The sequence below is a fragment of the Caulobacter sp. Root1455 genome (assembly GCF_001426905.1).
Taxonomy (GTDB): Bacteria; Pseudomonadota; Alphaproteobacteria; order Caulobacterales; family Caulobacteraceae; genus Caulobacter.
On record NZ_LMFQ01000024.1, the window covers coordinates 367,774 to 387,854 of the forward strand.

General features: G+C 68.3%; 20 protein-coding genes and 1 riboswitch. Of the genes, 8 read left to right on the plus strand and 12 right to left on the minus strand.

What is annotated here, in order from left to right:
• Positions 1-77 precede the first annotated feature (77 nt).
• Positions 78-1,085: a ceramidase domain-containing protein gene (locus ASD21_RS19200; protein WP_162250255.1), complete on the plus strand. Its 1,008-nt coding sequence runs from the start codon at positions 78-80 to the stop codon at positions 1,083-1,085.
• Positions 1,086-1,124: 39 nt separating this feature from the next.
• Here ASD21_RS19200 and ASD21_RS19205 read toward each other — a convergent pair whose 3' ends face one another.
• Both ASD21_RS19205 and thiC read right to left on the minus strand, forming a co-directional pair.
• Positions 1,125-1,640 carry a hypothetical protein gene (locus ASD21_RS19205; RefSeq protein WP_056445089.1) on the minus strand — a complete coding sequence of 172 codons (516 nt, stop codon included), beginning with the start codon at positions 1,638-1,640 and terminating at the stop codon, positions 1,125-1,127.
• Between the two features lie 2 nt (positions 1,641-1,642).
• Positions 1,643-3,481, minus strand: coding sequence for a phosphomethylpyrimidine synthase ThiC (gene thiC / locus ASD21_RS19210; protein ID WP_056445092.1), 1,839 nt, complete (start codon positions 3,479-3,481; stop codon positions 1,643-1,645).
• 72 nt (positions 3,482-3,553) lie between these two features.
• Positions 3,554-3,660: riboswitch (TPP riboswitch) on the minus strand.
• A 105-nt stretch (positions 3,661-3,765) separates the two neighbouring features.
• On the opposite strand from thiC, the gene ASD21_RS19215 reads away from it, so the two are divergent.
• The gene (locus ASD21_RS19215; protein ID WP_056445095.1) at positions 3,766-4,311 is read left to right on the plus strand and encodes a RidA family protein; all 546 of its coding nucleotides are present in this window, start codon (positions 3,766-3,768) and stop codon (positions 4,309-4,311) included.
• A gap of 148 nt (positions 4,312-4,459) precedes the next feature.
• Here the strand turns inward: ASD21_RS19215 and ypfJ are convergent, their stop codons facing one another.
• Genes ypfJ through ASD21_RS19230 form a run of 3 tightly spaced genes read right to left on the minus strand, consistent with a single transcriptional unit; the run spans position 4,460 to position 6,352 of the window.
• On the minus strand, positions 4,460-5,308 hold the full coding sequence (gene ypfJ / locus ASD21_RS19220) for a KPN_02809 family neutral zinc metallopeptidase (protein ID WP_056445098.1): 849 nt from the start codon (positions 5,306-5,308) through the stop codon (positions 4,460-4,462).
• A gap of 45 nt (positions 5,309-5,353) precedes the next feature.
• Positions 5,354-5,740: a hypothetical protein gene (locus tag ASD21_RS19225; RefSeq protein ID WP_056445101.1), complete on the minus strand. Its 387-nt coding sequence runs from the start codon at positions 5,738-5,740 to the stop codon at positions 5,354-5,356.
• Positions 5,741-5,794: 54 nt separating this feature from the next.
• The gene (locus ASD21_RS19230) at positions 5,795-6,352 is read right to left on the minus strand and encodes a tetratricopeptide repeat protein (protein WP_056445104.1); all 558 of its coding nucleotides are present in this window, start codon (positions 6,350-6,352) and stop codon (positions 5,795-5,797) included.
• Positions 6,353-6,520: 168 nt separating this feature from the next.
• On the opposite strand from ASD21_RS19230, the gene ASD21_RS19235 reads away from it, so the two are divergent.
• Together ASD21_RS19235 and ASD21_RS19240 are read left to right on the plus strand one after the other, a co-directional pair.
• Positions 6,521-7,525, plus strand: a complete 1,005-nt coding sequence (locus ASD21_RS19235; RefSeq protein WP_056445106.1) for a D-cysteine desulfhydrase — start codon at positions 6,521-6,523, stop codon at positions 7,523-7,525.
• Between the two features lie 132 nt (positions 7,526-7,657).
• The gene (locus ASD21_RS19240) at positions 7,658-8,326 is read left to right on the plus strand and encodes an aspartate/glutamate racemase family protein (RefSeq protein WP_056446205.1); all 669 of its coding nucleotides are present in this window, start codon (positions 7,658-7,660) and stop codon (positions 8,324-8,326) included.
• Positions 8,327-8,332: 6 nt separating this feature from the next.
• On the opposite strand, the gene ASD21_RS19245 is transcribed toward ASD21_RS19240, so the two are convergent.
• The 6 genes from ASD21_RS19245 to ASD21_RS19270 all read right to left on the minus strand — a co-directional run bounded on the left by ASD21_RS19245 (position 8,333) and on the right by ASD21_RS19270 (position 14,124).
• Entirely contained in the window at positions 8,333-8,938 is a 606-nt protein-coding gene (locus ASD21_RS19245; RefSeq protein ID WP_235524917.1) for a DUF4019 domain-containing protein, read from the minus strand.
• A gap of 264 nt (positions 8,939-9,202) precedes the next feature.
• On the minus strand, positions 9,203-9,403 hold the full coding sequence (locus ASD21_RS19250) for a hypothetical protein (protein ID WP_056445112.1): 201 nt from the start codon (positions 9,401-9,403) through the stop codon (positions 9,203-9,205).
• Positions 9,404-9,534: 131 nt separating this feature from the next.
• Entirely contained in the window at positions 9,535-10,503 is a 969-nt protein-coding gene (locus tag ASD21_RS19255) for an IMCp domain-containing protein (RefSeq protein WP_235524918.1), read from the minus strand.
• Between the two features lie 148 nt (positions 10,504-10,651).
• Entirely contained in the window at positions 10,652-12,550 is a 1,899-nt protein-coding gene (locus ASD21_RS19260; protein ID WP_056445115.1) for a transglycosylase domain-containing protein, read from the minus strand.
• 261 nt (positions 12,551-12,811) lie between these two features.
• Complete coding sequence (locus ASD21_RS19265; protein ID WP_056446207.1) at positions 12,812-13,828, minus strand: sensor histidine kinase; 1,017 nt, start codon at positions 13,826-13,828, stop codon at positions 12,812-12,814.
• Between the two features lie 107 nt (positions 13,829-13,935).
• Entirely contained in the window at positions 13,936-14,124 is a 189-nt protein-coding gene (locus ASD21_RS19270) for a hypothetical protein (RefSeq protein WP_056445117.1), read from the minus strand.
• Between the two features lie 517 nt (positions 14,125-14,641).
• Here ASD21_RS19270 and ASD21_RS19275 point away from each other — a divergent pair.
• Together ASD21_RS19275 and ASD21_RS19280 are read left to right on the plus strand one after the other, a co-directional pair.
• The gene (locus tag ASD21_RS19275) at positions 14,642-16,285 is read left to right on the plus strand and encodes a pectate lyase (RefSeq protein WP_056445118.1); all 1,644 of its coding nucleotides are present in this window, start codon (positions 14,642-14,644) and stop codon (positions 16,283-16,285) included.
• Between the two features lie 162 nt (positions 16,286-16,447).
• Entirely contained in the window at positions 16,448-18,136 is a 1,689-nt protein-coding gene (locus tag ASD21_RS19280; protein ID WP_056445119.1) for an ATP-binding protein, read from the plus strand.
• On the opposite strand, the gene ASD21_RS19285 is transcribed toward ASD21_RS19280, so the two are convergent.
• Positions 18,133-18,558 carry a GNAT family N-acetyltransferase gene (locus tag ASD21_RS19285; RefSeq protein WP_056445122.1) on the minus strand — a complete coding sequence of 142 codons (426 nt, stop codon included), beginning with the start codon at positions 18,556-18,558 and terminating at the stop codon, positions 18,133-18,135. The two genes, ASD21_RS19280 and ASD21_RS19285, sit on opposite strands and share 4 nt — an antisense overlap.
• A 122-nt stretch (positions 18,559-18,680) precedes the next feature.
• Here ASD21_RS19285 and ASD21_RS25090 point away from each other — a divergent pair, with 122 nt between their 5' ends.
• The gene (locus ASD21_RS25090) at positions 18,681-18,812 is read left to right on the plus strand and encodes a hypothetical protein (RefSeq protein ID WP_268760998.1); all 132 of its coding nucleotides are present in this window, start codon (positions 18,681-18,683) and stop codon (positions 18,810-18,812) included.
• A gap of 64 nt (positions 18,813-18,876) precedes the next feature.
• Positions 18,877-20,079 carry a 3-oxoadipyl-CoA thiolase gene (pcaF, locus tag ASD21_RS19290; protein ID WP_056445125.1) on the plus strand — a complete coding sequence of 401 codons (1,203 nt, stop codon included), beginning with the start codon at positions 18,877-18,879 and terminating at the stop codon, positions 20,077-20,079.
• Positions 20,080-20,081 lie beyond the last annotated feature (2 nt).

Genomic DNA, 20,081 nt, shown 5'->3' on the forward strand with positions numbered 1-20,081 from the left:
CATGCAAAGCTAAACAACTTTACGACGACTCACCGTCCGGCGAGCGACGGCCCAACCCACGAACCCAAGAGGTTTCAATGGCGCCCGTTCGAGGATTCGTCGTGTGGGGCGTCGGGATGTTCGTCGTCCTGATCCCGTTCATCCTCTTCGCGTCCTTCGGCTGGCCGGCCCATCCCGATCGCTGCACGAACATCGAAAATCACGTGCAGGTCCCCCAGACCCAGGAGGTCGACGGCGTGAAGTATCCCGCGCCCAAGCATCCGGACAGCTGCTATTGCGAGGCCTTCGATCCCGTCAAAGTCGACACCGGGGCCAACGGCATCCGGCAGCCGGTCAACACCCTGAGCAATCTCTACGCGATCTTCTCGTCGCTGTTCGTGGCGTTCAGGATCTATTACGACCGCAAGAAGGCGCTGGAGTGGACGGTCTCCAAGAACCTCTTCCACGATCCGAAGAGCTGGATACCCGACGTCTACATCTTCGCGACGCTGTTCCTCGGGCTCGGCAGCATGTGGTTCCACGCCTCCCTGTCCGCCACCATCAGTTGGTTCGACGGCATGTCGATGTACGTCTTCTCGGCGTTTCTACCGGCCTATTCGATAAGACGCAGGGTGAACAAGGACTGGTTGTTCTACGTGATGTACTTCGGCGTCGCCGTGACCTGCACGGTGATAAACATATTGGCCGAAAAGTATATGGACGACTCCAGCGGGGTGTCGATGCTGCTTATCGGGCTGATCATCTTCACCTATTTCGTGATCGAACTCGTGCTCAAGATCACGGACGCCCAAAAGGCCGGCGGCTGCAGCCAATGGATCCACAAACTCGCCGAAGGCTGCGCCAGGGGATGGCTGGGCCCCGCGGTTTGGTTCTGGATCGCCGCCCTGGTCAGCTTCGGACTGGCCGTCGTCTTCCAGGTCCGTTCACAGACCGGCGAACCTTGGTGCAATCCCCACAGCTTGTTCCAGCCCCACGGCCTGCTGTGGCACACGCTGTCGGGCCAGATGGCGGTGCTGCTGTATCTCTACTGGCGCAAGCTGCCTGATCAGGAAACGAACGATCCCTTTCAGGGGGCGCGGGCCTAGATCCGGGGACACGCGTGCGAGCACGTCCCCGCCCTGGGCTCAGGGCTGGACGACGTAGCCCGCCGACACCGGCACCCAGAGCAGGGTGTCGTTCATGTCCTGCCGCGCGACGCCGTCCATCGTCACCTCGGCGATCCACCAGTCGCCGCTGCGCCGGTAGGTCGTGCAGACGTCCTTGCCCAGCATCGACGCCATCGACTCCAGCAACTGGGCCCGGATCGGCGCGGCGTTCGCCTCGGGCATGCGGTGGCCGCGCACCGCGATCTGGGCCTTGTCCACGCCCGACAGCGGCCCGCAGACCGCCCCGTCCCGCATCGTCACCGGCGAGACGGTGGTCATCGTCACCAGCGGCGACTCCTGGAGGACCACCTCGGCCTTGTTCAGGATCTTGCCGTCGGCCTCGAAGCTGTAGCCGGCCAGGGCGCGACAGGTCTTGCGGACGGGGTCGGCGCCGTAGCACTGCAGGTCGCCGATCCGGGCCGGGGCCAGCGGATCGGCCACCACGGCCGACGGGGCGGCGGCTTGCACCGCCGCCGCCAGGATCACGCCCAGCATCCCTAGCCTTCCGTCTTCAGATAGATCTCCGAGCCCCGCTCGCGGAACTTGTCGCTCATCTCGGCCATGCCCTGTTCGATCGAGTTGGGCGCCATGCCGGCCGCGAATTCGCGGACTTCCTGGCTGATCTTCATCGAGCAGAACTTGGGACCGCACATCGAGCAGAAGTGCGCGGTCTTGTGCGCCTCCTTGGGCAGGGTCTCGTCGTGGAAGGCCCGAGCGGTCTCGGGATCCAGGCCCAGGTTGAACTGGTCCTCCCAGCGGAACTCGAACCGCGCCCGGCTGATGGCGTCGTCCCACATGGCCGCGCCCGGGTGACCCTTGGCGAGGTCCGCCGCGTGGGCGGCCAGCTTGTACGTGATCACGCCGGTCTTGACGTCGTCGCGGTCGGGCAGGCCCAGGTGCTCCTTGGGCGTGACGTAGCAGAGCATGGCCGTGCCGAACCAGCCGATCATCGCCGCCCCGATCGCCGAGGTGATGTGGTCGTAGCCAGGGGCGATGTCGGTGGTCAACGGGCCCAAGGTGTAGAAGGGGGCCTCGTGGCAGTGCTTGAGCTGCTCGTCCATGTTGGCCTTGATCTTGTGCATGGCCACGTGACCCGGCCCTTCGATCATCACCTGCACGCCGTGCTTCCAGGCCACCTTGGTCAGCTCGCCCAGGGTGCGCAGCTCGGCGAACTGGGCCTCGTCATTGGCGTCGGCGGTCGAGCCCGGACGCAGGCCGTCGCCCAGCGAGAACGACACATCATAGGCGCGCATGATCTCGCAGATCTCTTCGAACCGCTCGTAGAGGAAGTTCTCCTTGTGGTGCGCCAGGCACCACTTGGCCATGATCGAGCCGCCCCGCGAGACGATGCCCGTCACCCGTTTGGCGGTCAGCGGGATGAACGGCAGGCGCACGCCGGCGTGGATGGTGAAATAATCCACGCCCTGCTCGGCCTGCTCGATCAGGGTGTCGCGGAAGACCTCCCAGTTCAGGTCCTCGGCCACGCCGTTGACCTTCTCCAGCGCCTGGTAGATCGGCACCGTGCCGATCGGCACCGGGCTGTTGCGGATGATCCAGTCGCGGATGTTGTGGATGTTGCGGCCGGTCGACAGGTCCATGACCGTGTCGGCGCCCCAGCGCGTGGCCCAGACCAGCTTGTCGACCTCGTCGGCGACGGTGCTGAGCACCGCGCTATTGCCGATGTTGGCATTGATCTTGACCAGGAAGTTGCGGCCGATCGCCATCGGCTCCAGCTCGCCGTGGTTGATGTTGGCCGGGATGATGGCCCGGCCGCGCGCCACTTCCTGGCGGACGAATTCGGGGGTCACGAAGTCGGGGATCGACGCGCCGAAGTCCTCGCCGTCGCGGATGCACGGGCGGTCCTGCTCGCGGCGCAGGTTTTCGCGGATGGCGACATATTCCATCTCGGCGGTGATGATCCCGGCGCGGGCGTATTCCAGCTGGGTAACCAGCTTGCCCCGGGTGCCCTTGAAGATCGGACGCTTGGCGGTGAATTGCGGGGCCAGGTGCTTGCCCTGGGCGAAGCCGTTGTCCTCGGGCTTGACCTCGCGGGGATTGAGCACCGGCTCGACGTCGCCGCGGGCGGTGATCCAGGCTTCACGCGGACGCTCCAGGCCCTTCTCGATGTCGATCTTGGCGTGGGGGTCGGTATAGGGACCGGACGGGTCGTAAATGGTGACCGGCGGTTCGTTGGCGCTTGGGTGGACCTCGACCTCGCGGAACGGCACCCGGATGTCGGGGAACAGCGAGCCGACCTGATAGACCTTGCGCGAACCGGGGCGCTCCCCGGTCGGAATGGCGCCGATGGCGTCTTTGATGGGCAGTTGAACGTTCATTTCGGGCGCTCCTCAGGCGTTAAGGAGACCCGGACGTGTCGCGCTAAGTCGGTTTACGGGCGGGCTCCGAAGACTCCGACCGCGTTCCCTCCCTTCGCCGGCATGACCCGGATCAGGTTCGACGGGTCAGGGCTGACGCCCAATCTCAGCCGCGCGAAGCGGCCCCCCGGTGAACGGGGGGACACTAGGCCGACTGACGCGCGGGTCAAGCGTTGCAGGGCGTTCACTTGCCAGGCCGCCGGCGTCGCGCGATCAAGCGAACATCGTTTTGCCGGAGCTCCCCCATGATCGCGCCCCGCCTGACCCTGGCCGCCCTGCTGGCCCTGACCGCCGCGCCCGCCTTTACATCCCAAGCCTTCGCCCAGGACGTCGCCCAGGACGTTGCCAAGAGGATCCCCGCCCCGCACGGCGAGGTGATCATCGCCAACGCCCGCCAGCAGCAGAGCTACGACGCCATCCACTACGCGCCGGCCCGGCGGGCCGGCGACACGCTCTACATCTCCGGCGTGATCGTCGGACGGGCCGACGACGAGGGCACGGACGCCGAGGCCTTCAAGGCCCAGGTGCGTCGGGCGTTCCAGGCGATCGAGGCCACGCTCAAGGCCTCGGGCGCCGGCTTCGAGGACGTGGTGATGATCAACAGCTTCCACGTCTGGGAAGGTCCGGACCAGCCCGCCCCGCGCCGCGAACAGCTGGCGATGTTCAACGCCGTGAAGTCGGAATTCATGAAGGCCCCGCACCCGGCGTGGACGGCGGTGGGCACGACGGGCCTGCTGAACCCGCACGGGATCGTCGAGGTGCAGATGATCGCCAAGGTTCCGGGGAAGTAGTCTGGAACCGATCGACGGCCGGAAACGAAAACCTCGTCCTTCGACAAGCTCAGGATGAGGTTTTCTACTGCCCGGGCCTATAACTTGGTCCTCATCCTGAGCCTGTCGAAGGACGAGGACCACGCACCATGCCTGATGCCGATCAACCCTACAGCGTCGTCGCCGCGAAGGTGTCGCACGCGCCGGGGTCGCCGGCGTCATAGCCCTTGCCGAACCAGCGCATCCGCTGGGCCGAGGTGCCGTGGGTGAAGCTGTCGGGCATGACCCGGCCCTGGGCCTGTTCCTGGATGGCGTCGTCGCCGACCGCCGAGGCCGCGCCCAGGCCGTCCTCGATGTCGGCGCGGCTGATCTGGATGCCGCCGCCCGAGGCTTCCGGCGCGTGGCGGGCCCAGACGCCGGCGTAGCAGTCGGCCTGCAACTCCAGCCGCACCGAGCCGCTTTGCGCGCCCCGCGCGCCCAGCCGCCGGGCCTCGTCCGAAGCGCCGGTCAGGCTCTGGATGTGGTGACCGATCTCGTGGCTGATCACATAGGCCCGGGCGAACTCGCCCTTGGCCCCGAACCGGGTCTCCAGCTCGGTCCAGAAGCTGGTGTCCAGATAGACCTTGTTGTCGGCCGGGCAATAGAACGGCCCCATGGCCGACTGGCCCGTGCCGCAGCCGGTGCTGGTGGCCTGGGTGTAGAGCACCACCGCTGCGGGCGGCCGGTAATTGACGTCGTGCTTGGCCAACAGCGGGCCCCAGACATCGGTGTTGGAGGTCTCGATCACGTCGATGAACTGGCCTTCGCGGTCGCTGACCTGGCCGCGCACGCCCTCCTGGACCGCGGGCTGCCCCGCGCCGTTGACGGCGTTCATCGTCGCCTCGGGCGGAACGCCAAACACGAAATAGCCGATCACCGCCAGCACCACCGCGCCGATTCCGCCGCCCGCCAGGCCCACCGGCCCCATGCCGCGCCGGTCCTCGATATTGCCTTCACGGCGTCCGCCACCCCATTCCATGCGATCGGTCTCCTGGTGTTGCTGCCTGATAAATTCTTGGGGGCGTCAGGACGCCGGCTTGATGGCCCGCAGCCGGGCGTTGCCGGCGGCCAGGGCCGCATCGGTCAGCCGATCCATCCGCGCCATGTCGGCGGCCATGTCCTCGGCGCTGGCGCCGCGTGGCGGGGACGGCGGCAGCGACGGCCGAAGGGTCGGCTGGGTCGGCGGCCTCGCGGCCTCGTCCAGCGCTCGCAGGGTCAGCTGGGTGGCGTAGCGGTTCTGGGCGGCTGACAGCTCGCGCTGGGCCGCCAGGATGTTCTGGCGGTCGATGTCCTGCTGCAGGAGGATCACGTTGCGGTCGCGCACGCCCCTCAGGTCGACCTGGGCGACGGCCGACGCGCCGAGAACCAGGGCCAACCCCGTCGCCGCGATCATCGTCCGAACCGTGCTCATGCCTCGAGGCTCCACATCCAGGGCCCCGGATTCAACGCCTTCACTGCGTCGGGTTCAGGGCCGCTTGACGGTGAAACGCGTCAGTTCGGTTTTGGGGGCATCCCAGGTCGGCGCCAATTCGGCCGCCTTGCTGAAATCCCGATAGGCCGCCGTCACGTCGCCCAGGCCCTCATTGGCCACGGCCCGGTTGTAGTAGGCCTTCTCCGGATCCTTGACGCCCAAGGCCAGCCCCTGGTCGATCTGGCTCAGGCCCTCGCCGTAGCGGCTGGTTCCGACATAGGCCGCGCCGCGGTTGACGAAGGCCTCGCCGAGATTGGGGTCGATCCGCGAGGCGGCGTCGAAGTCGGCGACGGCGCCGTCATAGTCCTGCTGGCGCATCTGCAGGACGCCGCGGTTGACGTAGGTGCGGGCCCGGTCGCGGAAGTTCAGCGTCTCGGTCTCCAGCGCCACGGTGCAGGTGGTCACCGAAGCGCCGTCCTTGCGCCCGTTGATCGCGGCGTCGGCGCAATCCTTGGCCGCGCCGCCGCCGATCACCAGGGTCGATGCGCCCGCCGTCCCGGCGCAGCCCATGGCGGTCACCAAGGCCGCCGCCCAAAGGGTGGTTTTCAACATCCGTCTTCTCCCAACATCCACACGGCCTTCTGACGAGGGCGCGCGGCTGGGAGGCAGTCGCGCGGAGAACGCGCCGGGTCATGCTTTTATGGTCGCCAGCATAGCACAGCGGCGGCCGAGCCTGTAGGGAATCGACCAACGCTGGTTCCCCCGCTGCGAAAGACGTTCATGCATCTGGCCCGCTTCCCCCGCGCCCGTTTCGCCCACCTGCCCACGCCCCTGGAGCCCCTGCCCCGCCTGGGCGCGGCGCTGGGCATCGACCTGTGGGTCAAGCGCGACGACTGCACCGGCCTGGCCGGCGGCGGCAACAAGACCCGCAAGCTGGAGTTCCTGCTGGGCGAGGCCCTGGCCCAGGGCGCCGACACCCTGGTCACCCAGGGCGCGGTGCAGTCCAACCACGTGCGCCAGACCATCGCGGCCGGCGCGCGCTTCGGCCTGAGAAGCGAGATCATCCTGGAGGAGCGCACGGGCTCCAAGGCCAGCGACTATGTCGGCAACGGCAACGTCCTGCTGGACCGGCTGATGGGCGCGGCGATCCGCTTCGTGCCGGGCGGGACCGACATGGTCGCCGAACTCGAAACCTCGGCCGAGGCCGTGCGCCGGCGCGGCGGCAAGCCCTATGTCATTCCCGGCGGCGGCTCGAACACGGTCGGGGCCCTGGGCTATGTCGACTGCGCCCGCGAGCTGGTGGTGCAGGCCGACGCCATGGACCTGAAGATCGACCGCCTGGTCACCGCCACCGGCAGCGCCGGCACCCATGCCGGCCTGGTGGCCGGCTTCGCCGCGCTCAGCATCGACATCCCGATCCTCGGCTTCGGCGTCCGCGCGCCCAAGGCCAAGCAGGAGGAGAACGTGTTCAACCTGGCCGTCGCCACGGCCGAAACGATCGGCGCGTCGGGCCGGGTGACGCGCGACATAGTGGTGGCCGACTGCGACTATGTCGGCGCGGGCTACGGCCTGGTCGACCAGGGAGTGATCGACGCCCTGACCCTGGCGGCCCGCACCGAGGGCCTGCTGCTGGACCCGGTCTATTCAGGCAAGGCGATGAAGGGTCTGATCGACCAGGCCCGCAAGGGCGCGTTCAAGGCTGAGCGGGTTGTGTTCCTGCACACCGGCGGCGCCCAGGGGCTGTTCGGCTATCAGAGCGAGATCGAGGGGGCGCTGGTCGGCTGACCGCCGGATGCCCCCTCCGTCACGCCGCCTATTGGCGCCGCGCCACCTCCCCCGCTATGCGGGTGAGGTGGCGCGATGCGGATACGCATCGTGACGGAGGGAGCGTCCCGAGTGACGGAGAAGGATCATCTGATGACCAAGACCCTCGGCGTCCTCGGCGGCATGGGCCCGGCCGCCACCCTGGACTTCCTGGCCAAGCTGCAGGCCGCCACGCCCGTCAGCCGCGAGCAGGACCACCTGAGGGTGCTGGTCGACATCAATCCCAAGGTCCCCGACCGCAACAACAGCTATGACGAGGCTGGACCGGTGCTGGCGGAAATGGCCGTGGGCCTGCGCGAGGCCGGGGCTCAGGTGCTGGCCATCGCCTGCAACACGGCCCACGCCTTTGTCGATCAAGTGAAGGCCAGCGGGCTGCCCCTGGTCGATCTGATCGAAACCGCCGGCCTGGCGGCCAAGGCTGACGGCGCCGAGCGCGTGGGCGTGCTGGGCACCGGCGGGGCGCTGGCGCTCTATCGCCGGACCTTCTCGCATCTGGGGATCGAGGCTGTGACCCTGGACGACCACGAGCAGGTCGAGTTCATGGCCCTGCTCTATCGCATCAAGCACGGCGAACTGGGCGCGGAGAGCCGCGAGACCATGGCCGCCCTCGCCCACCGCCTGGTCGGCAAGGGCGCCCAGGTCGTAGTGGCCGGCTGCACCGAGGTTCCGTTGGTGATGGGCGCGGCCGACCTGACCGTGCCGTTCGTCGACGCCACCGAGGCGCTGGCCCGGCGATGCGTCGAGGTCTGCACGGCGCCCTGACCGGCCTCAGAGACCGATGCAGTCGACCTGCTGGGGCGAACTGTCGTGTTTCGACACCCGCCAGGTCTTGTCGGGCATGGCCCTCAGCGTCACGATCTCTTCCCGGCACCTCTGATCGTTGGCGAATTTCGTCTGGTAGGTCACGACCGCGTAGCCGCCCTTCGGCCGGCCCGGCAGCTCCGTCGACCTCTGGGCCCCGGTCTGCCGTCGATCGACCACGGCGCCCAACGGAGTCCGCCCCAGCTTGTACGAGGTCTCGAACGAGCTCCACGGCAACCCCACCCCCTTGTCGATGACCTCGTAGGCTTCCAGGAACTTTCCGTTGTCGACGAGATCGACATATTTCCGGGCCGCGAACTCGGGATCTTCGGTCGGCCAGACGAACGCGTCGGCGGACGGCGTCTCCGGCTTTGCCGGCGCGGGGTCCGGCGCGGGGTCCGGCGCGGGAAACGCGAGCAAGATCAGCACGAACACGCCGATGGCGCCGCCCGCCTGGACGAAGCCCTTGTACTTGATGTCGATAAATCCAGGAAGAATAGCGGCGACACCGGCGGCGGCCAGGGCCAGGATTATCCGATAGGTCCAGATTTCGGTGGGACTAGGGGTCTTCACCACCGCCGTGAAGACAAGTATCGTTATGACGAATATAAATCCAAAGACGAACGCGATAAGCGTTTTTACGTCTATTTCGCCGGTTATGAATGAACGCTTCGGCGGATCTTCCATGAACCACGACCCCCGCGCTGCCTGACGCGACTCCCCCATAACGCGAGACCGTGAAATTTGCACGCTGTTATGCGGCTTTCAGGGCGGCGAACGATCTCGCCGTCGGCAGGCCGTGATCGGGCGTCATCACCCAGCCTGGTCGCCCACGCCCTATTCCGCCGTGACCCCGGCGAAGGTGCGCGCTTCGGGCTTGATCGTGACCTGGGTCCGGATCCCGTCCTCGAACAGCGCGCTGGCGTAGTCGAGGGCGGCCTTGTAGGCGGCCTCCTGGCTGGAATGGCGAGACAGGGTCTGCCCCTGGCGCTCAACGCACCAGTCGAAAGGTTTAGTGACCACCAGGATCAAATCCACGGGCGACTTCCTGACCAGCGGCCCGACACCGCATGTGATCCCCGTGGAGGATTGATGCCCGATTCCGGAGCCCCGACTATGCAGAATGGTGCGATTTCGCTCCGTGGACCCTGGTTTCCGCGCGAACGCGGTTAACGTCCGCAGCAGCCGCCGTGGCCCCCCGTCGCGCCGCCGCCGCCATGAGGTCCCCCGCGCGAGACCGTCACGCTGGTCGAGGAACTGGCGCTGGCGCTCGCCCGAGCGCTGGAGGAGACGCTGGAGGACGCGCCGGCGCCCGACCAGCCGCGGGCATAACCCGACCGGCCATAGGCCTGGCCGCCGATCCAGCCGCCGCCCACGCCGTAGCGGGCGGTGGAGCGGCCGTAATAGCCGCCGCCCGCCGCGCCTTCCAGCGACTGGGCGTAGCCGTCGCCGGCCTGGTAGCTGCCCTGATAGCTCCAGCCCGACGCTTCCTCGCTGTAGCGGGAGGACTCGGACTCGTAGGTCTCTTCCGAGCGTTCGACGCTGTTTTCGGCCTGGCCGTAGACCCGCCCCTGCTCGCGATAGCCGCGATCTTCAACGACGCGGCGGTCTTCCTCGCAGCCGCAGTCGCGGCGCTCGAGTCGGCGATCCTCGTGTTCGACATAGACCGGCACGCGGACGATCTTCTCGACCGGAACCTCGACCCGCTTTTCGACGATGCGATCGACGGGCACTTCCACCCGCTTCTCGACGATCCGGTCCACGGGGCGATCGATATAGACGGGGCGGTCGACCAGCTTCTCGACGATTTTGACCACCGGCACCTCGACCCGCTTCTCGACGACGCGGTCCACCGGATGGTCGACATAGACGACGCGGTCGACGGGCACCTCGGTCCGCTTCTCGATATAGACTGGCTGCTTGACGATCTTTTCGACATAGACGGGGCGTTCGACGACCTTGATCCGCGTCTTGACCACGGGCTTCGACGCGGGCCTGGGCGCGACCGGCTTGGGCGTCGCCTTGGCGATCGGCGTGACGCGGGTTGGATAGCCGTCCGCCAAAGCGGTCGTCACCGGTCCCAGCGCGGCGAGCGTCATCGTCGCCGCTCCGATCAGCAGCACTGTCTTCGGGTTCATCTTCAAACGCCTTTCCGACTTAGCCGCCCAGCACCTCTCGACCGCTCCCCCGACGGGCGATCGCGAGGCGTCCCATTCTGGGTCGCGGCGTTGGGTTGGCAGCAAGGCTTGGACCAATTTCGCCCGCTCATTCCGGGATGAGCGGGGGTCAGAGCCCGAAGATCCGCCGCAGCCATTTCGGCACATGGCGCGGACGCTCGATCTCGCGCTCGGCCTCCGGCTCGACCCGCTCGTAGCGCGGCTCCGGCGGACCGTCGCGCGCCACCAGCCTCGCCTTCAGCCCGGCGGTCATCACGTCGCGCCAGATGCGGGCCGGGAGGTCGCCGCCGACCATCCGGTTCATCGGCGAGTGGTCGTCGTTGCCGACCCAGACCCCGACCACCAGGTCGCCGGTGAAGCCGATGAACAGGGCGTCGCGATAGTCCTGGGTGGTGCCGGTCTTGCCGTAGGCCTTCTGCCCCAGGCGCGCCGCCCGGCCGGTGCCCTCCTCGACCACCGCGCCCAGCAGGTCGTAGAGCGCCGCCCGCTCGGCGGCGTTCATGTCGGTCGTGGCGATCGGGGCGGCGCCCAAGGAAGCGGAACGGGGCCGGCCGTAGGGCTGGACCGGCATCTTGCCCGAGGCGACGGCGGCATAGGCCCCGGTCAGCTCCAGCAGGCTGGTCTCGGCCGTGCCCAGGGCCAGGGTGGCGTCGTCCTCGCGCAGCGGCGAGACGATCCCCAGGTCGCGCGCCGCCCGGACCACCGCCGGACCGCCCGCCTGCTGGTAGACCCGCGCGGCGATGACGTTGTTGGACTGGGCGAAGGCGTCGCGGATCGTCAGGTCGCGTCCGCCCCCGCCCTCGTAGTTGGCGGGCGTCCAGCCGCCGATCGTGACCGGATCGCCGATCACCAGATTGTCGGGCGTGGCCCCGTCGCGCAAGGCGGCCAGATAGACGAACAGCTTGAACGCGCTGCCGGGCTGGCGCTTGGCCTGGACGGCGCGGTTGAACGGGGTCTGGCGATAGTTCGTGCCGCCCAGCATGGCCACCACCCGGCCGTCCGGACGCAGGGCGACCACGGCCACCTGCCCGACCCTGGCCTTGGCCGCGCCCTTCATGTCTTTGGCCACGGCTCGTTCGACGATTCGCTGCAGGCGGCTGTCCAGGGTGGTGGGCACGCGCACCTCGCCGTAGCCCGGCCCGTCGAAGGCCGACTTGACCTGCGGCGAGATCCAGTCGGCGAAATAGCCGCCCACCGGCAGGTCGGCCCGGGTGGTGCGGACCACGACGTGCCCGGCCGCGTCGGCCTGCTGACGGGTGATCGCCTTGGTCTGCACCATGGCGTCCAGCACCAGCCGGGCCCGCGCGCCGGCCGCCTGGGGATGGTCGACCGGGTCCAGATCGACCGGCGCCTTGACCGTGCCGGCCAGCATCGCCGCCTCGCCGACCGACAGCTGCTCGGGCGGCTTGCCGAAATAGTGCCTCGCCGCCGCGCCCAGGCCGTAGACGCCGTCGCCGAAATAGATGCTGGAGAGATAGCGCGACAGGATCTCGTCCTTGGACAGCCGCAGCTCCAGCCACAGGGCGATCATCGCCTCCTGGCCCTTGCGGCGCAGGCTGCGCTCAGGCTTGAGGAAGGCGTTCTTGGCCAGTTGCTGGGTGATCGTGCTGCCGCCCTGCACGGTGCGATGGGCCTTGGCGTTGACCACCAGGGCCCGCGCCACGCCCCCGAAGTCGACGCCGATGTGATGGTAGAAACGGCGATCCTCGATCGCGATAAAGGCGGCCGGCACATGCTTGGGCAGCGCCTTGATGACGACCGGCGCCTCCTTGTAGGCCCCGCGCCGGGCGAAGGGGCGGCCCTCGGCGTCCAGCAGGATCAGCGCCCGGTTGGGCAAGGGCTCCAGGGCCCGCGAGATCGGCAGGCTGGCGCCCAGCCAGACCAGCAGGACGGCCAGCGGCAGCAGCGCCCCGATCCCCGCCCCGAACCACAGCCGATGACGCACGACGAAGGCGCGCGCGGCGGTCCAGGCGGACGCCAGCCTTGCCTTCACATCCTGCGGAATCATCAGCGACGCGCCTCCGCGACCTCAACGCCGCTCAAGCTTGCATAACGGCCCAGGAGGATCGGGGTTCACCGTGTCAGGACATTGACCGCGAGAACGACCCCCAACCTACGCACCCCTCCCGTTGTCATCCCGGCCGTAGCGAAGCGAAGAGCCGCGACCCAGGGGAACCGCACCGCATTCGCCCAGTCCCCTGGGTCCCGGACAGCCTCTGCGAGGCTTCCGGGATGACACCGAAATTGGGCTTAAGGTCTGGAGCGCCGGCTAGGCCAACTGCATGAAGGCGTCGACCCGGTTCAGGGCCGCCAACGACGCATGGATGCGGCAGCGCAGCCCTTCGGGTCGATAGTCGAGGTCCACCTCGCCGCCCAGCTCGTTGGGCAGGGCCAGTTCGACGATCCGCGAGCCGAAGCCTCGCCGCTCGGGCGGACGGACAGGCGGGCCGCCCTGCTCGGTCCAGGAGATGTTCAGCTGGTCGCCCCCCGACACCGACCAGCCGATGTCGACCTGTCCGCTGGCGACCGACAGGGCCCCGTACTTCAGGGCGTTGATCGCCAGTTCGTGGAAGGCCAGGGCCAGCACGACGGCCGGCTTGGGCGAGATCATCAGGTCGTCGCCGGTGATGGTCAGCTGCCCTGGATTGTTGCGATAGGGGGTGACCGAGCCGTCGATGATCTGGCGCAGGCTGGCGGCCGACCAGTTCTCGTCGGTCAGCACGTTGTGGGTGGCGGCGATCGCCATCAGCCGCCCTTCGAGCGCGCCGCGCACCGCCACGTCGACGCCGGCGTTGCGCAGCGACTGGCTGGCGATCGACTGGATGGTGGCCAGGGTGTTCTTCACCCGGTGGTTCAGCTCGTTGACCAGCAGCTGCCGATGCGCCTCGGCGCGCACTTCGCCGGTGACGTCGCGCGAGGTGGCCAGCACCCGGATCACCCGGCCTTCGTCGAGGATCGGCGACACGGTGGTGTCCCACCAGCGCGGGTCGCCCTTGGCGGTGGGGCAAGGGGCGCGGAAGGCGGCGGCCTCGCCCGCCATGGCCGTGCGCAGGGCCAGCTCGACGCTGGTCCGGCTTTCGGGCGGCCACAGGTCGGGCCAGTACCGGCTGCGATTGCGGCTGTCGAAGTCCTCGATCTCGAACAGCGCCTGGCCCCGGGCGTTCATATATTCGACGAAGCCCTCCGGACTGATCACCCGGATGCAGTCGCGACTGGCTTCCACGATGCTGAGGAAATACGCGCCCGCCCCTTCCAGAACGGCCTTGTCCGATCCCTCGTCCGACACCAGGGTCTCCTTGCTCCAGCCCATGTTCACCGAGCCGCGCAGCAATTCAAGCGATGCGTGTATTTTTGGGAGAGGTTTGCGAGGAAAGTCGCGATCCACGCTCCGGGCTAGCCGGGCTGACCTGGCTGACCGGGCTGATCTTCACGGCTGGCTTCCAGCATGCCGACCAGGGCGGCCGACAGGCGCGAGGTCTGAGCCATGCGACGCAGCGCCTCGCGGGCGTGTTCGCTGTCGGCGAGCTCGGCTTGCCGCTCAAGACGCTCGGCTTCGTTCAGATGATCGAGTTGGCTGGGCATGGTGAATATTTACGGGAGATGAACGAACCCATCCATGTGACCGCTGGTCGCAGAACGGTGTAACCCCACGTAAAATCAACCGCTTATCGCGTTACCGGTCCCAAAACTGAAAACGGCCCCGGGTCATTCCTGACCCGGGGCCGTCGTCCTGTTCCCCAACAGGACGGCGTCGCGCGCTACCAAACCCGGCGCGGCGGCGTCGCCTCAAAAACCGATGGCCTGTTCTCCCCCACCCCGCGTGTTCCCACAACGTGGCGGCCTGTCGCAGGATGATGACTCGGCGTCATATAACAAAGCTATACCAAAACCTCTGGCCAAGTCATGACACCGGTATCATAACTAGCCTCAACACCGCGCCGGCCCAACGGCGACGGGGGTTTCGGCAAGGACCGACCGGGAGGACGACCAGGAACGCGGGGGGTTGGAAGGCCCCTCCGGCTCCTCTCCCAGCCGCCAAGCCGCGTCCTTGCGTCGCGGGAGGTTACGACGCGCAAGTCCCTGGGAGAGTATCCTCGCCATGCCGCTTAGCCCCCTCACCCGCCGCCGCCTGCTGGCGACGACCACCGCCACCTTCGCCGTCGCCGCGGCCATGGCCCCGCTGAAGGCCCTGGCCCAGGGCGCCGCGCCGTCCAAGGACCAGGTCCTGGCGACGATGAAGAAGGCCACCACCTTCATGGCCGAGAAGGCCGCCTACGAAGGCGGCTATGTCTGGAGCTACCTGCCCGACTTCTCGCGGCGGTTCGGCGAGATGGAAGCCTTCCCGACCATGATCTGGGTCCAGCCGCCCGGCACGGCGACCATGGGCCACCTGTTCCTCGACGCCTATCACGCCACCGGTGACGAATATTACTACGAGGCGGCCAAGAAAGCGGCCGGCGCCCTGATCAAGATCCAGCACCCGGCGGGCGGCTGGAACTACATGGGCGATCTGGCCGGGCCGGAATCGCTGAAGAAGTGGTACGACACCATCGGCAAGAACGGCTGGCGGCTAGAGGAATTCCAGCACTACTACGGCAACGCCACGTTCGACGACGAAGGCACCGCCGAGAGCTGCCAGCTGATGCTGCGCATCTATCTGGAAAAGAAGGACAAAGCCTTCAAGCCGGCGCTTGAGAAGGCCATCCAGTTCGTCCTCGACGCCCAGTATCCGAACGGCGGCTGGCCCCAGCGCTTCCCGCTGTCGGGCGGTTTCGAGAACAAGGGCCACCCCGACTACACCGGCTACATCACGTTCAACGACGGCGTGGTCGACGAGAACATCAAGTTCCTGATCATGGTCTGGCAGACCCTGGGCGACAAACGCGTGCTGGACCCGATCAAGCGCGCCATGGACATCTACATCGCCGCCCACCAGCCGATGCCGCAGCCGGGCTGGGGCCTGCAGCACACCGTCGCCGACCTCAAGCCGGCCGGCGCGCGCACCTACGAGCCCAAGGCCTTCGCCAGCCACACCACGGCCGGCAACCTCGAAAACCTGATGGACTACTACCAGCTGACGGGCGACCCGAAGTACCTGGACCGCATCCCCGAGACCATCGACTGGCTGGCCGGCCTGAAGCTCGACGACAAGATCGCCCCCGGCAAGCCGCGTTATCCGACCTTCATCGAGATCGGCACCAACGAGCCGCTGTACGTGCACCGTCGGGGCTCCAACGTGTTCAACGGCGAGTACTTCATCGACAAGCACTGGGAAAACACCATCGTCCACTACTCGTCGTTCCGCGCGGTCGCGATCGACAAGCTGCGCAAGCGCTACGAGACCCTGAAGGCCACACCGCCCGAAGTGGTCAGCAAGGACTCGCCGCTGAAGGTGAAGGGCGGCAGCCGCCCGCTGCCGCGCTACTTCACCACCAAGAGCATCTCGGTGTCCGACCTGAACGTCGGCGCCCTGAAGACCAGCGACAAGACCACCGACGCCGAGGCCGCCAAGCTGATGGCCCAGCTGAACGCCGAGGGCTGGTGGCCCACCGAGATGAAGGCGGTCAGCAACCCCTATATCGGCGACGGCTCGACGACCGTGACCCCGGGCGAGTTCTCGATGACCCGCGTCGGCGACCCCACCGACACCTCGCCCTACATCGCCGACGTGCCCAAGCTGGGCATCTCGACGGGCGCCTATATCGAGAACATGGCGGCGTTGATCCGCTATGTGACGGCGTAGACGCGATCGGGGACACGCGGGATCGCGCGCGTGTCCCCTTCCGCCCAGGCCCGCCGATCCACGACGAAATTGTCGCACATCGGATCAATCGGGACCGTTGAGAGCAGATTCCTAAACGTTTGGCGCTAGATCGACCGTGTAACGCGGGAGGCGCCACCGCCCATGCTGAACAGGCTAGACATACTGGACGAGCGGGTCGACGAGGTCGCCGCGGCCAGCCGGCGCACGCGCCCGCGGCGCCTGATCATGGCCGTGTTCATCACCGGCTTCCTGGTTTTCAACCTGGGGCTTCGCATCGCCTTCCTGTGGTTCGCCGCGGCGCTGTTGGCCGACTTCTATGGCGTGGCCGTCACCCGGCTGGCGGAACGACGGGGAGCCGGGCCCAAAGTGCGTCGCGCCGGCTACGTCTCGGCCGTGATGGTGATGGTCGGCGTCTGGACGTCCCTGGCCGTGGTGCTTTGGCTCTCCGACCATCCGGCCCTGCGCTTCGCCGCCATCTGCCTGACCGCTGGACAGCTGATCCACGCCCAGGCGGTGACCTTCCGTTCGCCCACGGTGTTCGCGCTCGACGCTGGCGTTCCGGCCCTGGCCCTGGCCGGCATGCCGCTTCTGCTGGGCGGCTACAGCGGCTGGTCGATCCTGACCGTGCTGATCGCCGTGGCGCTGGTGATGCTCTACGTGGTCTCCAGCGCGGCCGTGAACGCCCGCCGGGTCGACGCCCTCGAGGCGGCCGAGCGCGCCGCCATGTCGGCCAGCGCCGCCAAGTCGATGTTCCTGGCCACCATGAGCCACGAACTGCGCACGCCGATGAACGGCGTCCTGGGCATGGCCCACGCCCTGAGCGCCGGTCCCCTCAACGACCAGCAGGCCCGTCAGGTCGACATGTTGATCCGGTCGGGCGAAGGCCTGATGACCATCCTCAACGACGTGCTCGACGTCTCCAAGATCGAGGCCGGCAAGCTTGAGCTGGAAAGCCTGGCGTTCAACATCCGCGGTCTGGTCGACGAGGCGGCCAGCCTGTGGACCCAGGCGGCGCAGGCCAAGGACGTGCGGCTGGTCTGCGTGGTGGATCCGCTGGCCCCGACCTGGGTCATCGGCGACCCGACCCGGCTGCGGCAGATCCTGACCAACCTGATCTCCAATGCCCTGAAGTTCACGGCCAGCGGCACGGTGACCGTGCGGGTCGGCCCCGCCGGCGCGGCCTTCCTGGAGATCCAGGTCGTCGACACCGGCATCGGCATGTCGACCGAGCAGCAGTCGCGCCTGTTCCAGACCTTTTCCCAGGCCGACGCCTCGATCACCCGCCGGTTCGGCGGCACGGGGCTGGGCCTGGCGATCTGCAAGCAGCTGACCGAGCTGATGGGCGGGGCCATCACCGTGCGCAGCGCGCCGGGCGAGGGCTCGGCCTTCACCGTGGCCCTGCCGCTCCCGGCCGCCGCCGCGCCGCGGACCGCGCCGGCGTCGCCCAGCAACGGCATCACCGGGCTGCGGGTGCTGGTCGCCGACGACAACCGCATCAACCAGCTTGTGGCGCGCACCATCCTGGAGGCCGCCGGCGCCCTGGTCGAGGTCGCCGACAACGGCCGCCACGCCTTGGAACGCCTGGCCGAACAGGTCTTCGACGCGGTGCTGATGGACGTGCACATGCCGGACATGGACGGGCTGGAAGCGCTTCGGCGGGTCCGGGCCGGGGCGGCGGGCGCGGGGGACATTCCGGTCATCGCCCTGACCGCCGACGTCATGCACGGCGACGAGGGCGACCTGCTGGCCTGCGGCTTCGACGCGGTCCAACCCAAGCCGATCCGCCCCGCCGACCTGGTGCGCGCGATCGCCGAGGCCTGCGCGGCCTAGATGAGCGTCTTGCGCATGAACCAGCGCGGATAGAACGGCGCCGGCCCCTCCATCTCCCCGAAGACCTCGAACCCCAGGCGTTCATAGAACGGCCGGGCCTGGAAGGCGTAGGTGTCCAGCCACATCAGGTGGCAGCCGCGCGCCCGCGCCTCGGCCTCGGCGCGGGTCATCAGGTTGGTCCCGACACCCGTCCCGCGCAGGGTCTCCGGCACCACGATCATATCGACATAGAACGCGCCCCACCGCGACTGCGCCCACAGGCCGCCCAGCACGGCCGCCTCGCCCGGCGCGGAGATCAGCAGGGCGAAGTCGCGGTTGTCGGGCGGACCGACGGCCTTGCCGGTGAAGGCGCGCAGCACGGCCAGGCCCTGCTGGTAGGAATCCAGCGACGGCTGGTCGGTCTGGCGGATCTCGAACGGCATGGCTTACCTTCGCCCGCGTCGTCGCGGCCGTGAAGACGTTGCGTGCGGAACCCGACTTTGGAACCCGTCGCGCGGCCGGAGCGCTTTTTCCGGGTCGGATAAACAGCAGACTCGTGTGCGTCATGGCCCTCAAGGCCTTCATTTCCCTCGCCGTTCTGGCCGCCGTCCTGGTTGGACTGCTGATGCCCGTGCCCGGCCACCGCAAGGCCGAGGCCACCCAGTCGCGGATCGAGACGATCGACATCAACAACTAGGATCCCTTGATCCTCCCGTCGGGCCGATTAGGCTGCCTTCAAACAACTGTTTGCAGGACCCGCCATGACCGACGCCTTCATCTGCGACGCCGTCCGCACGCCGATCGGCCGCTATGGCGGGGCGCTGTCGGGCGTGCGGGCCGACGACCTGGCGGCGATCCCGGTCCGGGCCCTGATGGCCCGCAATCCCGGCGTCGACTGGGGCGCGCTGGACGACGTGGTGCTGGGCTGCGCCAACCAGGCCGGCGAGGACAACCGCAACGTCGCGCGCATGGCCGCCCTGCTGGCCGGCCTGCCGACCACCGCCTCGGGCTCGACCGTCAACCGCCTGTGCGGCTCGGGCCTGGACGCCCTGGGCGTGGCCGCCCGCGCCGTCAAGTCCGGCGAGGCCCAGCTGATGATCGCCGGCGGCGTCGAGAGCATGAGCCGCGCGCCGTTCGTGATGGGCAAGGCCGACAGCGCCTTCTCGCGCAACGCCGAGATCTTCGACACCACCATCGGCTGGCGCTTCGTCAATCCGGCCATGCGCAAGGCCTATGGCGTGGATTCCATGCCCGAGACCGCCGAGAACGTCGCCGACCAGTGGCAAGTCACGCGGGCGGACCAGGACGCCTTCGCCCTGCGCAGCCAGGCCCGCGCGGCGGCGGCCCAGGCCGCGGGGCGGTTCGACGCCGAGACCGTCCCGGTCACCCTGCCCCAGCGCAAGGGCGACCCCGTCGTCGTCTCGAAGGACGAGCATCCGCGCGCCACCACGATCGAGGCGCTGTCGGCCCTGAAGCCCATCGTCCGCCCCGACGGCACGATCACCGCCGGCAACGCCTCGGGCGTCAACGACGGGGCGGCGGCCCTGATCGTCGCCTCGGAGGCGGCCGCCAAGGTCCACGGCCTGACCCCGCGCGCCCGCATCCTGGGCGTCGCCGCCGCCGGCGTGGAGCCGCGCGTGATGGGGATCGGCCCCGTGCCGGCGGCCCGGAAGCTGCTGGCGCGCCTGGGCCTGTCGATCGGCGACATCGACGTGGTCGAGCTGAACGAGGCCTTCGCCGCCCAGGGCCTGGCCGTGCTGCGCGACCTGGGCCTGCCCGACGACGGCGACCACGTGAACCCCAACGGCGGGGCCATCGCCCTGGGCCATCCCCTGGGCATGAGCGGCGCGCGCCTGGGCCTGACCCTGGTCGAGGAGCTGCGCCGCCGCGGCGCCCGCTACGGCCTGGCGACCATGTGCATCGGGGTGGGCCAGGGCATCGCGATGGTGGTGGAGCGGGTGTAATC

What these genes read in the sequence shown, in the direction of transcription:
- ASD21_RS19200 (WP_162250255.1), top strand. Translation starts at nt 78, where the DNA reads ATGGCGCCCGTTCGAGGATTCGTCGTGTGGGGCGTCGGGATGTTCGTC.
- ASD21_RS19205 (WP_056445089.1), bottom strand. Translation starts at nt 1,640, where the DNA reads ATGCTGGGCGTGATCCTGGCGGCGGCGGTGCAAGCCGCCGCCCCGTCG.
- thiC (WP_056445092.1), bottom strand. Translation starts at nt 3,481, where the DNA reads ATGAACGTTCAACTGCCCATCAAAGACGCCATCGGCGCCATTCCGACC.
- ASD21_RS19215 (WP_056445095.1), top strand. Translation starts at nt 3,766, where the DNA reads ATGATCGCGCCCCGCCTGACCCTGGCCGCCCTGCTGGCCCTGACCGCC.
- ypfJ (WP_056445098.1), bottom strand. Translation starts at nt 5,308, where the DNA reads ATGGAATGGGGTGGCGGACGCCGTGAAGGCAATATCGAGGACCGGCGC.
- ASD21_RS19225 (WP_056445101.1), bottom strand. Translation starts at nt 5,740, where the DNA reads ATGAGCACGGTTCGGACGATGATCGCGGCGACGGGGTTGGCCCTGGTT.
- ASD21_RS19230 (WP_056445104.1), bottom strand. Translation starts at nt 6,352, where the DNA reads ATGTTGAAAACCACCCTTTGGGCGGCGGCCTTGGTGACCGCCATGGGC.
- ASD21_RS19235 (WP_056445106.1), top strand. Translation starts at nt 6,521, where the DNA reads ATGCATCTGGCCCGCTTCCCCCGCGCCCGTTTCGCCCACCTGCCCACG.
- ASD21_RS19240 (WP_056446205.1), top strand. Translation starts at nt 7,658, where the DNA reads ATGACCAAGACCCTCGGCGTCCTCGGCGGCATGGGCCCGGCCGCCACC.
- ASD21_RS19255 (WP_235524918.1), bottom strand. Translation starts at nt 10,503, where the DNA reads ATGAACCCGAAGACAGTGCTGCTGATCGGAGCGGCGACGATGACGCTC.
- ASD21_RS19260 (WP_056445115.1), bottom strand. Translation starts at nt 12,550, where the DNA reads ATGATTCCGCAGGATGTGAAGGCAAGGCTGGCGTCCGCCTGGACCGCC.
- ASD21_RS19270 (WP_056445117.1), bottom strand. Translation starts at nt 14,124, where the DNA reads ATGCCCAGCCAACTCGATCATCTGAACGAAGCCGAGCGTCTTGAGCGG.
- ASD21_RS19275 (WP_056445118.1), top strand. Translation starts at nt 14,642, where the DNA reads ATGCCGCTTAGCCCCCTCACCCGCCGCCGCCTGCTGGCGACGACCACC.
- ASD21_RS19280 (WP_056445119.1), top strand. Translation starts at nt 16,448, where the DNA reads ATGCTGAACAGGCTAGACATACTGGACGAGCGGGTCGACGAGGTCGCC.
- ASD21_RS19285 (WP_056445122.1), bottom strand. Translation starts at nt 18,558, where the DNA reads ATGCCGTTCGAGATCCGCCAGACCGACCAGCCGTCGCTGGATTCCTAC.
- ASD21_RS25090 (WP_268760998.1), top strand. Translation starts at nt 18,681, where the DNA reads ATGGCCCTCAAGGCCTTCATTTCCCTCGCCGTTCTGGCCGCCGTCCTG.
- pcaF (WP_056445125.1), top strand. Translation starts at nt 18,877, where the DNA reads ATGACCGACGCCTTCATCTGCGACGCCGTCCGCACGCCGATCGGCCGC.